The organism is Azotobacter armeniacus (assembly GCF_054779355.1).
Map to the genome: position 1 here is coordinate 17928 of NZ_BAAGYK010000020.1, position 14293 is coordinate 32220.

13 protein-coding genes are annotated in these 14293 nt (G+C 67.3%); 11 read left to right on the plus strand and 2 right to left on the minus strand.

From position 1 onward, the window contains the following. Positions 1–124 precede the first annotated feature (124 nt). Both purL and ACYVD0_RS04865 read left to right on the plus strand, forming a co-directional pair. On the plus strand, positions 125–4021 hold the full coding sequence (gene purL / locus ACYVD0_RS04860) for a phosphoribosylformylglycinamidine synthase (protein ID WP_460425753.1): 3897 nt from the start codon (positions 125–127) through the stop codon (positions 4019–4021). A 117-nt stretch (positions 4022–4138) separates the two neighbouring features. Continuing rightward, positions 4139–4456, plus strand: coding sequence for an NGG1p interacting factor NIF3 (locus ACYVD0_RS04865; protein ID WP_460425754.1), 318 nt, complete (start codon positions 4139–4141; stop codon positions 4454–4456). A gap of 66 nt (positions 4457–4522) precedes the next feature. On the opposite strand, the gene ACYVD0_RS04870 is transcribed toward ACYVD0_RS04865, so the two are convergent. After that, the gene (locus ACYVD0_RS04870) at positions 4523–4843 is read right to left on the minus strand and encodes a hypothetical protein (RefSeq protein ID WP_460425755.1); all 321 of its coding nucleotides are present in this window, start codon (positions 4841–4843) and stop codon (positions 4523–4525) included. Between the two features lie 406 nt (positions 4844–5249). On the opposite strand from ACYVD0_RS04870, the gene ACYVD0_RS04875 reads away from it, so the two are divergent. Genes ACYVD0_RS04875 through ACYVD0_RS04885 form a run of 3 tightly spaced genes read left to right on the plus strand, consistent with a single transcriptional unit; the run spans position 5250 to position 6925 of the window. Then, on the plus strand, positions 5250–5612 hold the full coding sequence (locus ACYVD0_RS04875) for a CidA/LrgA family protein (protein WP_460425756.1): 363 nt from the start codon (positions 5250–5252) through the stop codon (positions 5610–5612). Next, on the plus strand, positions 5609–6325 hold the full coding sequence (locus ACYVD0_RS04880; protein ID WP_460425757.1) for an LrgB family protein: 717 nt from the start codon (positions 5609–5611) through the stop codon (positions 6323–6325). Before ACYVD0_RS04875 ends, ACYVD0_RS04880 begins: the two co-directional genes overlap by 4 nt. Before the next feature lie 9 nt (positions 6326–6334). Then, positions 6335–6925 (plus strand): LON peptidase substrate-binding domain-containing protein, encoded by a 591-nt coding sequence (locus ACYVD0_RS04885; RefSeq protein ID WP_460425758.1) that lies wholly within the window; start codon positions 6335–6337, stop codon positions 6923–6925. Between the two features lie 10 nt (positions 6926–6935). Here the strand turns inward: ACYVD0_RS04885 and ACYVD0_RS04890 are convergent, their stop codons facing one another. Beyond that, the gene (locus ACYVD0_RS04890) at positions 6936–8255 is read right to left on the minus strand and encodes a bifunctional DedA family/phosphatase PAP2 family protein (protein ID WP_460425759.1); all 1320 of its coding nucleotides are present in this window, start codon (positions 8253–8255) and stop codon (positions 6936–6938) included. Between the two features lie 202 nt (positions 8256–8457). Between ACYVD0_RS04890 and ACYVD0_RS04895 the strand changes: the two genes are divergently transcribed. From ACYVD0_RS04895 to rodA, 6 genes are read left to right on the plus strand one after another with little or no spacing between them, the layout of a single operon-like run. Continuing rightward, positions 8458–9723 carry a glutamate-5-semialdehyde dehydrogenase gene (locus ACYVD0_RS04895; protein WP_460425760.1) on the plus strand — a complete coding sequence of 422 codons (1266 nt, stop codon included), beginning with the start codon at positions 8458–8460 and terminating at the stop codon, positions 9721–9723. After that, a complete protein-coding gene (nadD, locus tag ACYVD0_RS04900) occupies positions 9723–10367 on the plus strand; it encodes a nicotinate-nicotinamide nucleotide adenylyltransferase (protein WP_460425761.1) in 645 nt (214 codons plus the stop codon). Before ACYVD0_RS04895 ends, nadD begins: the two co-directional genes overlap by 1 nt. Positions 10368–10387: 20 nt before the next feature. Beyond that, a complete protein-coding gene (gene rsfS / locus ACYVD0_RS04905) occupies positions 10388–10741 on the plus strand; it encodes an RsfS/YbeB/iojap family protein (RefSeq protein WP_460425762.1) in 354 nt (117 codons plus the stop codon). A gap of 7 nt (positions 10742–10748) precedes the next feature. Next, entirely contained in the window at positions 10749–11216 is a 468-nt protein-coding gene (gene rlmH, locus ACYVD0_RS04910; RefSeq protein ID WP_460425763.1) for a 23S rRNA (pseudouridine(1915)-N(3))-methyltransferase RlmH, read from the plus strand. 15 nt (positions 11217–11231) lie between these two features. Next, on the plus strand, positions 11232–13148 hold the full coding sequence (mrdA, locus tag ACYVD0_RS04915) for a penicillin-binding protein 2 (protein ID WP_460425764.1): 1917 nt from the start codon (positions 11232–11234) through the stop codon (positions 13146–13148). After that, the gene (rodA, locus tag ACYVD0_RS04920; protein WP_460425765.1) at positions 13138–14283 is read left to right on the plus strand and encodes an FtsW/RodA/SpoVE family cell cycle protein; all 1146 of its coding nucleotides are present in this window, start codon (positions 13138–13140) and stop codon (positions 14281–14283) included. The genes mrdA and rodA overlap by 11 nt, the downstream gene beginning before the upstream one ends. Positions 14284–14293 lie beyond the last annotated feature (10 nt).

Sequence of the window (14293 nt, forward strand, 5' to 3'; positions counted from 1 at the left end):
GGCGAGTGGCGTGGCTGGGCGTGGCCCTACCAGCAGGCGCGGCGCCCCGGCATCCTTAGCGTCCGGCACCTCCATGGAGTAGAATGAGCGGCTTCCAAGCTCCCCCTTCGAGGCTGTTCCGACGATGTTGATCCTGCGCGGCGCTCCCGCCCTTTCCACCTTCCGTCATGGCAAGTTGCTCGATCAGTTGACCCAGAAGGTCCCCGCCGTCAGCGGACTGTATGCCGAGTTTGCCCACTTCGCCGAAGTGACCGCCGCCCTCTCCGGCGACGAGGAGAAGGTGCTGGCCCGTCTGCTCAGCTACGGCCCCAGCGTGCCAGTGCAGGAGCCTGTGGGCCGGCTGTTCCTGGTCCTGCCACGCTTCGGTACCATCTCGCCCTGGTCGAGCAAGGCCACCGACATCGCCCGCAACTGCGGTCTGGGCAAGATCGAGCGCCTCGAACGCGGCATCGCCTATCATGTCGCCGGCGAACTGTCCGAAGCCGATGCCCAGGCCGTCGCCGCCGTCCTGTACGACCGCATGACCCAGCTGGTGCTGGCAAACATGGAGGAGGCGGGCGCGCTGTTCAGCCACGCCCAGCCCAAGCCGCTGACCGTGGTCGACGTGCTGGATGGCGGTCGCGCCGCGCTGGAGGCGGCCAACGTCAAGCTGGGCCTGGCCCTGGTCGAGGACGAGATCGACTACCTGGTGCAGAGCTTCGGCGAGCTGGGGCGCAACCCCCACGACGTCGAGTTGATGATGTTCGCTCAGGCCAACTCCGAGCACTGTCGGCACAAGATCTTCAACGCCAGCTGGGACATCGACGGACAGGCGCAGGAAAAGTCCCTGTTCGGCATGATCAAGAACACCTACGAGTTGCATCGCGAAGGCGTGTTGAGCGCCTACAAGGACAACGCCGCGGTGATCGAGGGCTTCTGCGCCGGGCGTTATTTCCCCGATCCCGAAACCCGCCAGTATGGCGCCAGCCAGGAGCCGGTGCACATCCTGATGAAGGTGGAGACCCACAACCACCCGACCGCCATCGCCCCCTTCCCCGGTGCCTCCACCGGCTCCGGCGGTGAGATCCGCGACGAGGGCGCCACCGGCCGCGGCGCCAAGCCCAAGGCCGGCCTGACCGGCTTCAGCGTCTCCAACCTGAACATCCCCGGCTTCGAGCAGCCCTGGGAAGAGCCCTACGGCAAGCCCGAGCGCATCGTCAGCGCGCTGGACATCATGATCGAAGGCCCGCTGGGCGGCGCGGCATTCAACAACGAATTCGGCCGGCCGGCACTGACCGGCTATTTCCGTACCTTCGAGCAGAAGGTCGGCAGCCCGCGTGGCGAGGAAGTGCGCGGCTACCACAAGCCGATCATGCTCGCCGGCGGCCTGGGCAATATCCGCGCCGAACATGTGCAGAAGGGCGAGATCTCGGTCGGCGCCAAGCTGGTCGTGCTGGGCGGGCCGGCCATGCTGATCGGCCTGGGCGGCGGCGCGGCCTCCTCGATGGCCACCGGCGCCAGTTCGGCGGACCTGGACTTCGCCTCGGTGCAGCGCGACAACCCGGAAATGGAGCGCCGCTGCCAGGAAGTGATCGACCGCTGCTGGCAGCTGGGCGAGGCCAACCCGATCAAGTTCATCCACGACGTCGGCGCCGGCGGGCTGTCCAACGCCTTTCCCGAGCTGATCAACGACGGCGGCCGTGGCGGCCGCTTCGAGCTGCGCAATGTGCCCAACGCCGAGCCGGGCATGAGCCCACTGGAAATCTGGTGCAACGAGTCCCAGGAGCGCTACGTGCTCTCCGTGGATGCGGCCGACTTCGAGCGCTTCAAGGCCATCTGCGAGCGCGAGCGCTGCCCCTTCGCGGTGGTCGGCGAGGCCACCGAGGAGCGCCGGCTGACGGTGGCCGACAGCCATTTCGCCAACAATGCCGTGGACATGCCGCTCGAGGTGCTGCTCGGCAAGGCGCCGCGCATGCACCGCTCGGTAAGCCGCGAGACGTCGCTGGGCGACGATTTCTGCGCCGCCAATCTTGAGCTGGGCGAGGCGGTCGAGCGTGTGCTGCGTCACCCGTCAGTGGCCAGCAAGAGCTTCCTGATCACCATCGGCGACCGCTCGATCACCGGCCTGGTGGCTCGCGACCAGATGGTCGGCCCCTGGCAGGTGCCGGTGGCCGACTGCGCCGTGACCGCCACCAGCTTCGACGTCTATACCGGCGAAGCCATGGCGATGGGCGAGCGCACCCCGCTGGCTCTGCTGGATGCCCCGGCCTCCGGACGCATGGCCATCGGCGAGACCCTCACCAACCTGGCGGCGGCGAGTATCGCGACGATCTCCGACATCAAGCTGTCGGCCAACTGGATGGCCGCCGCTGGCCACCCGGGCGAGGACGCACGCCTGTATGACACAGTGAAGGCAGTCGGCATGCAACTGTGCCCGGCACTCGGCATCACCATCCCGGTGGGCAAGGATTCCATGTCGATGAAGACCCGCTGGCAGGAAGCGGGCGAGGACAAGAGCGTCACCGCGCCGTTGTCCCTGATCGTCTCCGGCTTTGCCCCGGTGCAGGACGTGCGCCGCACCCTGACCCCGCAGCTGCGCCTCGACAAGGGCGAAACCGACCTGGTCCTGATCGATCTGGGCCGCGGCCGGAACCGACTGGGCGGCTCCATCCTCGCCCAGGTGTACGGCAGGCTCGGTCGCGAGGTGCCGGACGTCGACGACGCCGAGGATCTCAAGGCCTTCTTCGCGGTGATCCAGGGACTGAATGCCGACGGCCATCTGCTGGCCTACCACGACCGCTCCGATGGCGGCCTGCTGGCCAGCGTGCTGGAGATGGCCTTTGCCGGCCACTGCGGCCTGAACCTCTCTCTCGATGCCTTGGCCGATAGCCGTGACGAGATGGCCTGCGTGCTGTTCAGCGAGGAACTGGGTGCGGTGATCCAAGTGCGCCAGGACGCCACCCCGGAGGTGCTGGCACAGTTCAGCGCCGCCGGTCTGGGCGACTGCGTGGCGGTGATCGGCCGGCCGCTCAACGGCGCCGAGGTGACCATCAACTTCAACGGCGAGTCGGTGTTCGCCGCCGAGCGCCGCGTGCTGCAGCGCCAGTGGAGCGAGACCAGCTACTACATCCAGCGCCTGCGCGACAACGCCGAGTGTGCCGATCAGGAGTTCGACGTCATTCTCGAGGAGGACAACCCCGGGTTGTCGGTGAAGCTCTCCTTCGACGTCGAGCAGGACATCGCCGCGCCCTATATCAAGAAGGGTGCGCGCCCGCAGGTGGCGATCCTCCGCGAGCAGGGCGTCAACGGCCAGGTCGAAATGGCGGCGGCCTTCGACCGCGCCGGCTTCGCTGCGCTCGACGTGCACATGAGCGACATCCTCGCCGGGCGCGTCGATCTCGCCGAGTTCAAGGGGCTGGCGGCCTGCGGCGGCTTCTCCTACGGCGACGTTCTCGGCGCCGGCGAAGGCTGGGCCAAGTCGATCCTGTTCAACATCCGCGCCCGCGATGCCTTCCAGGCCTTCTTCGAGCGCAAGGACAGCTTCGCCCTCGGCGTGTGCAACGGCTGCCAGATGATGTCCAACCTGCACGAGTTGATTCCCGGCACCGAATTCTGGCCGCACTTCGTGCGCAACCGCTCGGAGCAGTTCGAGGCGCGGGTGGCCATGGTGGAGGTGCAGGAGTCTGCCTCGATCTTCCTGCAGGGCATGGCCGGTTCGCGCCTGCCGATCGCCATTGCCCACGGCGAGGGACACGCCGAGTTCGAGAACGGGGAGGCCCTGCTCGAGGCCGATCTGTCCGGCTGCGTGGCGCTGCGCTTCGTAGACAACCACGGCAAGGTCACCGAGCGCTATCCGGCCAATCCCAATGGCTCGCCGCGGGGGATCACCGGGCTGTCCAGCCGCGACGGCCGCGTGACCATCATGATGCCGCACCCGGAGCGGGTGTTCCGCGCCGTGCAGAACTCCTGGCATCCGGAGGCATGGCAGGAAGACGCCGGCTGGCTGCGAATGTTCCGCAACGCCCGGATCTGGGTGGGCTGACCGGGCGGTACTGTTTTCCGGGGTGCGCCGGTTTGTTCCGGTTGCATCCTTCCATCGCAGGGGGCAGTGGTCAGGAGCGATGTGATGCCTGACCCGCCTCGCCGTCGGGAGATTCCGATGTACAAGCTGTGCTTTTATGTGCCGGAGAGCCATGTGGAGACGGTCAAGGATGCCGTGTTTGCCGCCGGAGGCGGGCGCATTGGCGCTTACGACAGTTGCTGTTGGCAGGTCCCGGGGCAGGGCCAGTATCGCCCGCTGGAGGGCAGTCAGCCGTATCAGGGGCAGACCGGCAGGTTGGAGCAGGTGGCGGAATGGAAGGTGGAAATGGTGGTTGCCGATGAGCGGATTCATGACGCCGTCAAGGCGCTGAAAAAGAGTCACCCCTACGAAACGCCGGCTTTCGAGGTATGGCGGCTGTCCGACATGCAGTTCTGAGCCGGTCCGGGCAAGAGCGAAGCCATGGCTCGCCAGTGGCGAGTCCGGGCTGACAGGCACCCCCTTTCAAGGTCTTTTGCTTTTTGCCGCCTTGATGACGCGGGCAGTGGAGGCATGGGTGCGAGCCGTGGCTCCGTCGATCCACTCCCTGGGCTTGTCCGCCTTGGGGCCGCGCTTGCTCGTGGCGACGACCTGTTTGGGTACGATGCGTTGCGCCAGCTCCAGCTGGCGTCGGGCGAGTCCAGAGGCCGAGTCGTCATCCCGGGTGGGCCACTGATCCGCCGGCAGGGCGATGAGCAGGCCCTCGATGCGCCAGCGCTGCCGATAGAGCCGGATGATCTGCGTGGCGCCAGCCTCCTCGGGCAGATTGCTCCACAGCCAGAGCACGGATGCGTCCGACTCGCTCGATCCAACCGCAACTCGATGCGGCGCCAAGGCGTCTGTCCTTCCTCCACCTGGATGGTCTATTGGAGAGCCCGACCGGTTTCCACCTTCCCTTGGTCGTGCCACGGCCCTGTTGAACAATCGACGGATGCCTGGCGTGCTGGCGCACGATGAAATCAGCTTGTGCCGCATGGCTCCGCCGGAGAATCGACCCGGTGGACATCTTGAAAGCCGGGGACTAAAGCCTTTATCCCCGCCCGGCGGCTTTTGCAGGGGGCCGGGTAGACTTTCGCGCTTTATGGCGAGCCGCTCTGCCTGCCTATAATGGGCCCTTTCCCGTCCGTCTGCCTCGAGGCTGCCCTGCCGCGCAGGGATTTTTCAGGCGGGCGGCTCGACCTCGGAGGTTTATATGTTGTTACGAGGCCTCACCTGGCTGGTGTTGTTCCAATTGCTCGGCACGCTGGTCCAGACGCTCTGCCTGCCCATGCTGCCGGGACCGATCATCGGCCTGTTGCTGCTGTTCGTCTACCTGGTCTGGCGCGGCGAGGTGAGCGCGCCGGTGCAGGAGGCGGCCAGCAACCTGCTGCGCTATCTGCCGCTGCTGCTGGTGCCGCCGGCGGTGGGGGTGATGGCTTATGTCGAGGCAATCGCTGCCGATTTCTGGGCCATTGCCGGGGCGCTGCTGCTGTCCCTGCTGGTATCGCTGGCTTTCGTCGGCTGGCTGATGCAGCGGCTGATCGAGCGCCAGGCGCGCAGCGGGGGGGAGGCATGAGCCTCGACTGGCAGGGCGCCTGGCAGGCGCTGGTGCAGCATCCGCTGTTCGCCTTCGGCATCACCCTGGGTGCTTATCAGCTGGCGGTGGCTGCCTATGAGAAGACCCGCTGGGTGTTCCTGCAGCCGGTGCTGGTGTCGATGCTGCTGGTGGTCAGCGTGCTGCTGGTCTGCGAGGTGAATTACGCTGCCTATCGCGAGGGCGCGCAGATTCTCACCGTGTTTCTCGGCCCGGCCACGGTGGCGCTGGCCGTGCCGCTCTTTCTCAATCTGAAGCGGATTCGCCTGCTGTTCTGGCCGGTAGTGCTGACCCTGCTGGTCGGCGGTGTCTTCACCACCCTGCTGGGCGTGGGGCTGGCCTGGCTGTTCGGCACCGAGCGGCTGATGCTGATGACCCTGGCGCCGAAGTCGGTCACCTCGCCGATCGCCATGCTGGTGTCCGAGCAGATTGGCGGGGTGGCCGGCCTGGCGGCGGTGTTCGTGCTCATCACCGGCATCCTCGGCGTGGTGTTCGGCCCCGCGCTGCTGCGCCGCTGCAGGGTACGCCATCCGGCCGCGCTGGGCATGGCTCTGGGCCTGACCGCCCATGCGGTGGGCACCTCGCGAGCTCTGCAGGAGGGCGAGGAGTGCGGCGCCTTCGCCGCCCTGGGGATGAGTCTGATGGGGGTGTTCACCGCGGTCCTGCTGCCCTTGAGCGTGGCCCTGGTCGTCTGAGGAGGCGCGATGGACTTTCCGTTGTTTCCCCTGAATACCGTGCTGTTTCCCGGTTGCCGGCTGGATCTGCTGATCTTCGAGGCGCGCTATCTGGACATGCTCAGCCGTTGCCTGCGCCAGGGCACTGGCTTCGGCGTGGTGTGCATTCTCGAGGGCGAGGAGGTCGGCGAGGCGGCCAGCCGTTTTGCCGCGCTCGGCTGCGAGGCGCTGATCCGCGACTGGCAGCAGCGCCCCGGCGGGGTGCTGGAGATTCGCGTGGAGGGCGCGCGGCGCTTCCGGGTCGGCCGCACCGAGGTGCTGCGCGACCAGCTGACGGTCGCCGAGGTGGACTGGCTGCGCGAGGTCCAGGCGGCACCGCTGGCCGCCGAGCATGCTGACCTGGCCGCCCTGCTGCAGGCGCTGGCGGAGCATCTGCTGGTCAAGGCGTTGGGCATGGGCGGCATGGTGGCGGATCAGCAGGCGCTGGCCAACCAGCTGAGCTACCTGCTGCCGTTCGATCCGGAGGAGAAACTGAAGCTGCTGGCGATGGGCGAGCCGGCGCGCCGCCTGGCACACATCAAGCTCCTGCTGGAGAGCCTGCAGGGCGACACGCCGGGCTGACCCGCCCGGCTCACCGGTAGCGGTACAGCGCCAAGGCTTCCGGCAGCGCCCAGGTGGCGATGCCGCCGAGCAGCGCCAGGCACGGCGGCAGGATCAGCCACCAGGTCCGCGCGTCGAGTCCCTCGAGCGGGGTCTGCCATTGCACCAGGGCCAGACTGGCGGCGCAGAAGCCGCCGGCGAGCAGGCCGCCGGCAATGATGTCGGTGGGCCAGTGCACTCCCAGGTAGACCCGCGACAGGGCGATGCCGAGCGCCGGCATGCAGGCCAGCAGCAGCCAGGTGAGGCGCATCCGTGGGGTCTGGCCGCGACCGGCGAGAATGCCCAGGGTGAGGAAGAAGGCGAAGGCGGCCGAGCTGTGCCCGCTGGGCAGGCTGTAGCTGTGCAGCGGCTCTAGGAGGACTTCCGGGCGGCCGCGGGTGAACAGCATCTTCAGGCCGCCGTTGGCCAAGGCTGTGCCGAGCAGGGCCAGGCCGGCGAACAGTGCCGCGCGCCATTGCCGGACGACCAGCAGCAGCAGGCCGAGCAGCGCGCCGGCATACATCTGGGTGTTGAAGTCGCCCAGGCGGGTGATCAGCACCATCAGCCGGTCCAGGCTGGCGTGGCGCTGCTCCTGGATCAGCGTCAGCAGCCCCTGGTCGAGTTCGTGCAAATGGCTCCAGCCCAGCAGCAGGGCGGCGAGCGACGCCAGGCAGAGGCCGGCGGCCAGCGGCGTGGCCCAGCGCTGGCGGCGCAGGCTGGTCTGCACGATCAGTCCGAGGACTACCGCCAGACCGGCCGCCACCAGTCCAGCGTCGCTCCAGAAGCCCTCCGGCAGCGGCAGGCGCAGGGCCGCGCCGGTGGCCCAGCCGGGCAGCAGATAGGCCACCGCCCAGCCGGCGGCGGCCAGCAGGCTGACCAGGATGAAGCGCGGCAGCGGCATCTCGAGCATGCCGGCGATCATCGGCAGCATCGGTCGCAGCGGACCTATGTAGCGGCCGACCAGCAGGCTGACGATGCCGTAGCGCTGGAAATACACTTCGGCGCTGACCAACCATTCCGGGTGGTGACGCAGCACCGGCAGGCGCCGGATGCCCTGGTGGAAGTGCCGGCCCAGAGCATAGGAAATCGCGTCGCCGAGCAGGCCGCCGGTATAGCCCAGCAGCAGTGTCTGGCCGAGGGTCAGGGCGCCGCTGCCGGCCATCGCGGCGACAGCGAACATCAGCACGGTGCCGGGGACTATGATGCCGAGCACCGCCAGGCATTCGACGCAGGCGATCAGGAAGATGGCCAGGCCCAGCCATTCGGGGTGAAGGGTCAGCCAGCCGGTCAGACCGTCGAGCCATGCGCTCATCGGGCGGCGCTCCTTGTCGTGAGGCAGTGAGGGTCGGGGCGGTTCCGGGCAGGCCGCAGGCCGTGTCTCCCGGCGGCGCATGATAACAGCCGGCGGCGGCGGTCGGGGGAGGGTGCCCGCGACCATCTGCTTGACTACGCTGGGCGCAAGGCTGTGGTGTCGCTATAATCAGCCGCTTTCCCCGACTGCCAGACCCGAGACCATGACCGAGTCCGTGCTCGACTACATGACCCGCCTGGGCCGCGCCGCCCGCGAAGCCTCGCGGGTGCTCGCGCGCACCAGCACCGCGCAGAAGAACCGTGCCCTGGAAGCTGCCGCCGCCGCCCTGGGCTCCGCCCGCGAGCAGCTTGCCGCGGCCAACGCGAAGGATCTGGCCGCCGGCCGCGCCAGCGGCCTGGACGAGGCCATGCTCGACCGTCTGGCACTGACTCCGGCGCGCATCGACGAGATGATCGAGGGGCTGCGCCAGGTCGCCCGCCTGCCCGATCCGATCGGCGAGATCCGCGACATGCGCTACATGCCCTCGGGCATTCAGGTCGGCAAGATGCGCGTGCCCCTCGGCGTGATCGGTATCGTCTACGAGTCGCGCCCCAACGTGACCATCGACGCCGCCAGCCTGTGCCTGAAGTCCGGCAACGCCACCATCCTGCGCGGCGGTTCCGAGGCGATCCACTCCAACCAGGCGATCGCCGGTTGCATCCGGCTGGGCCTGGCCGCGGCCGGCCTGCCGGCGGCCGCCGTGCAGGTGGTGGAAACCACCGATCGCGCTGCAGTGGGCGCGCTCATCGGCATGCCGGAGTTCGTCGACGTGATCGTCCCGCGCGGCGGCAAGAGCCTGATCGAGCGCATCAGCCGCGACGCCCGGGTGCCGGTGATCAAGCACCTGGACGGCATCTGCCACGTCTACCTCGATGTCGCCGCCGACTTCGACAAGGCCATTCGCGTTGCCGACAACGCCAAGACCCAGCGCTTCGCTCCCTGCAACACCATGGAAACCCTGCTGGTGCATGCCGCCATCGCCGCCCGTGTGCTGCCGCCGCTCGGCGACATCTACCGGGCCAAGGGTGTCGAGCTGCGCGCCTGCACGCGCAGCCGCGAGCCGCTCGGCGCCGGAGTGCTGGAGGCCAGCGAGGCCGACTGGTCCACCGAATACAACGCACCGATCCTGTCGGTACGTGTGGTGGACTCTCTGGATGAGGCCATCGCCCACATCAACCATTACGGCTCGCACCACACTGACGCCATCGTCACCGAGAGCTTCACCGATGCGCGGCGCTTCCTCGCCGAAGTGGATTCCAGCTCGGTGATGGTCAATGCTTCGACGCGCTTCGCCGACGGCTTCGAGTATGGCCTGGGCGCGGAGATCGGTATTTCCACCGACAAGCTGCACGCCCGCGGCCCGGTTGGCCTGGAAGGGCTGACCAGTGAGAAGTACGTCGTGTTCGGCGATGGCCATGTGCGCGGCTGATGGCGAAAAAGATCGGAATTCTCGGCGGTACCTTCGATCCCATTCACATCGGTCATCTGCGCGGCGCCCTCGAGGTGGCCGAGCAGTTCGGCCTCGATGAGCTGCGCCTGGTCCCCTGCGCGCACCCGCCCCACCGGCAGTCGCCGCAGGTGTCGGCGGCCGACCGTCTGGCGATGGTCCGCTGTGCGGTTGACGGCGTGCCGCCGCTGACTGTGGACGATCGTGAACTCCGGCGCGAGCGACCGTCCTACACTATCGACACCTTGGAATCCCTGCGTGGCGAACTGGCCCAGGACGACCAACTGTTCCTCCTGCTCGGCTGGGACGCCTTCTGCGGTTTGCCGAGCTGGCATCGCTGGGAGGAGCTGCTCGACCACTGTCACATCCTGGTCCTGCAGCGCCCGGATGCCGGCAGCGAGCCGCCGGAAGCCCTGCGCAACCTGCTGGCGGCACGCAGCGTCGGCGATCCCCAGGCTCTCGCCGGGCCGGGCGGGCACATCGCCTTCGTCTGGCAGACGCCACTGGAGGTGTCCGCCACACAGATCCGTGAACGTCTGGCCGGCGGCCGCTCGGTCCGCTTCCTGGTACCCGATGCGGTACTGGCCTATATCCATGCGCACGGGTTGTACCCGGCGTCGAACTGAACAACACATACGAGTCGTCCATGCAAAACGAACAACTGGTCCAACTGGCGGTCGACGCCCTGGAAGATCTCAAGGCCAAGGACATCATAGTCATCGATGTGCGCGGCAAGACCAGCGTCACCGACTTCATGGTGGTCGCCAGCGGCACCTCCAGCCGCCATGTGAAATCCCTCGCCGACAACGTGCTGGAGAAGGTCAAGGAGCAGGGCGTGCGGCCGCTGGGCAGCGAGGGCCTGGAGGGCGGCGAATGGGCGCTGCTCGACCTGGGTGACGTGGTAGTCCACGTAATGCAGGTCGCCACCCGCCAGTTCTACGACCTCGAACGTCTCTGGCAGGGCGCGGAGCAGAGTCGGGCCCAGCACGGCGAGGAATGAACGCGCCGTGCGTCTGCGCCTGATCGCCGTGGGTTCGCGCATGCCGCGCTGGGTGGCGGATGGCTGGCATGAGTATGCCAAGCGCCTGCCGCCCGAGCTGGCCCTCGAGCTGGTGGAAATCCCCCTGCACACCCGCGGCAAGAATGCCGACCGGGCCCGCCTGATCCGGCAGGAGGGCGAGGCCATGCTGGGCAAGGTGCAGGCGGGCGAACGCATCGTCACCCTCGAGGTGACCGGCAAGTCCTGGAGCACCGAGCAACTGGCCGCCGAGCTGGAGCGCTGGCGGCTCGATGCGCGCACCGTCAACCTGATGGTCGGCGGCCCGGAGGGCCTGGCGCCGGGAGTCTGCGCGCGCAGCGAGCAGCGCTGGTCGCTGTCGCCGCTGACCCTGCCGCATCCTTTGGTCCGCATCCTCATCGGCGAGCAGATCTATCGCGCCTGGACCCTGCTGTCCGGGCATCCGTATCACAAGTGACCGCGGTTTGCGCAGATGCCGGAGCCGATTCGCCTCAAAGACCACGAGAAGGACGCGCGCCAGGTGCGCGCGCGGGCCGTCGTCGGCGCCACGGCTATCCTGCTGCTGTCGCTGGTGCTGGTGGTGCGCCTGTACTACCTGCAGGTGGTACAGTACGAGCAACATTCGACCCTGGCGGAAAACAACCGCATCCACGTGCAACCGATTCCGCCGAACCGCGGGCTGATCTTCGACCGCAACGGGGTGATCCTCGCCGACAACCGGCCGAGCTTCAGCCTGACGGTGACCCGCGAGCGCGCCGGCGACTGGCAGAAGGTGCTCGATACCATCGTCGCGGTGCTCGAGCTCGGCCCGGAGGAACGTACCCTGTTCGAGAAGCGCGTGCGCCAGGGGCGCCGGCCGTTCGAGCCGGTGCCGGTGCTGTTCGAGCTGTCCGAGGAGCAGATCGCCCGCATTGCGGTCAACCAGTTTCTCCTGCCTGGCGTCGAGGTGGCCGCCCAACTGGTCCGCCACTATCCACAGAGCGAGCACTTCGCCCATTCGGTCGGCTACGTCGGGCGGATCAATGAGCGCGAGCTGAAAAAGCTCGATCCGGTCGACTACAGCGGCACCCACCACATCGGCAAGACCGGAGTGGAACTGTTCTACGAGGACCTGCTGCACGGCCAGGTGGGCTACGAGGAGGTCGAGACCAACGCCCGCGGGCGGGTGCTGCGGGTGCTCAAGCATACCGTTCCGGTGCCCGGCAAGGACCTCATCCTGAGCCTCGACCTGAACCTGCAGAAGGCCGCCGAGGCGGCTCTCGGCGAGCGGCGCGGGGCGGTGGTCGCCATCGACCCGACCAGCGGTGGGGTGTTGGCGATGGTCAGCCAGCCGAGCTTCAACCCCAACCTGTTCGTCACCGGGATCAGCATCAAGGACTATGCCGCGCTGCGCGACTCGATCGACCGCCCTCTGTACAACCGGGTGCTGCGCGGCATCTATCCGCCAGGCTCGACGATCAAGCCGGTGATCGCCCTGGCCGGTCTCGACAGCGGGGTGGTGGAGCGCAGCACACGGGTCTTCGACCCGGGCTTCTATCAATTGCCCAACGTCAAGCACAAGTACCGCAACTGGAACCGCGGCGGCGACGGCTGGGTGAACATGGAGCTGGCCATTGCCCGCTCCAACGATACCTATTTCTACTCCCTGGCGCACCGCATGGGCATCGACCGCCTGCACCGCTACCTGAGCCATTTCGGCATCGGCCAGCGGGTCTCCCTGGACATGTTCGAGGAGGCTACCGGGCTGATGCCCTCGCGCGAGTGGAAGCGGATCAACCGCCGCCAGGCCTGGTATCCCGGGGAGACCCTGATCACTGGCATCGGCCAGGGCTACATGCTGGCCACCCCGCTGCAGTTGGCCCAGGCCACAGCCCTGCTGGCGAACAAGGGCAAGTGGCACCGTCCGCGGCTGTTGCTGAAGGCCGACGGCTTGTCGCCGGAGCAACTGATGGAGAGCGGCCTGTTGGCAGCGCGCCCGTCGCCGCCGGACATTCAGCTCAAGGACCCGCACAACTGGGACCTGATCAGCTCCGACATGCAGCAGGTCATGCACGGCGCGCGCGGCACCGCGCACAAGGTCGGCGCCACGGCGCACTACCGCATCGCCGGTAAGAGTGGCACGGCGCAGGTGGTGGCGATCCGCCAAGGCGAGAAGTACGATCGCAACAAGCTGCAGGAGCGCCATCGCGACCACGCCCTGTTCATCGCCTTCGCCCCCGCCGAGAATCCGCAGATCGCCGTGGCGGTGATGGTGGAGAACGGCGAGTCCGGCTCCGGCGTTGCCGCGCCGGTGGCCAAGCAGGTGATGGACGCCTGGCTGCTCGGCGAGGATGGCCGGCTGAAAGTGCAGTTCGCGGCGGCGCCGCAGGAATTCGCCAATGAGCACTAGCTTCGACCGCACCCTGTCCGACGAGGACGTGCTGCGCCGCCGTGCTACCCTGCTGCAGCGCCTGCACATCGACGGCCCGCTGCTCCTGCTGTTGCTGCTGCTTGCCGCCGGTAGCCTGTTCGTCCTCTATTCGGCCAGCGGCAAGAACCTGGACCTGCTGATCAAGCAGGCCAGCTCGTTCGGTCTCGGCATGCTCGGCATGCTGGTCATCGCTCAGTTGGAGGCGCGCTTCATCGCGCGCTGGGTACCGTTGGCCTACGTCCTGGGGGTGATCCTGCTGGTGGTGGTGGAGGTCATGGGCCATAACGCCATGGGCGCCACCCGCTGGATCAACATCCCCGGGGTGATCCGCTTCCAGCCCTCGGAGTTCATGAAGATCATCATGCCGGCGACCATCGCCTGGTATCTCGCCCGCAACAATCTGCCGCCGGGCCTCAAGCACACCGCCATCAGCCTGGTGCTGATCGGCGTGCCCTTCGTGCTGATCCTGCGTCAGCCGGACCTCGGCACCTCTCTCTTGATCCTCGCCTCCGGAGTCTTCGTGCTGTTCGTCGCCGGGCTGCCCTGGCTGTGGATCATCGGTGCGGTGACGGCCGTGGTGCCAGTCGCCGTGGGCATGTGGTATTTCGTCCTGCTCCAGTACCAGAAGCAGCGGATACTGACTTTTCTCGACCCGGAAAGCGATCCGCTGGGTACCGGCTGGAACATCATCCAGTCGAAGGCGGCTATCGGCTCGGGCGGGGTATTCGGCAAGGGCTGGCTGCTCGGTACCCAGTCGCACCTGGATTTTTTGCCGGAAAGCCATACGGACTTTATCATTGCGGTCCTGGCCGAGGAGTTCGGGCTGGTCGGCGTTTGTCTGCTGCTGCTGGTCTACCTGCTGCTCATTGCCCGCGGACTAATGATTACCGTGCAAGCGCAGACGCTGTTCGGCAAACTGTGGGCCGGCGGTCTGACCATGACCTTCTTCGTTTACGTATTCGTCAACATCGGCATGGTGAGTGGCCTGTTGCCGGTGGTGGGAGTGCCCCTGCCGTTCATTAGCTACGGCGGAACTTCACTAGTGACCCTGCTGTCGGGGTTCGGGGTTTTGATGTCGATCCACACCCATCGCAAATGGATCGCGCAAGTTTGAAGAGTAATGG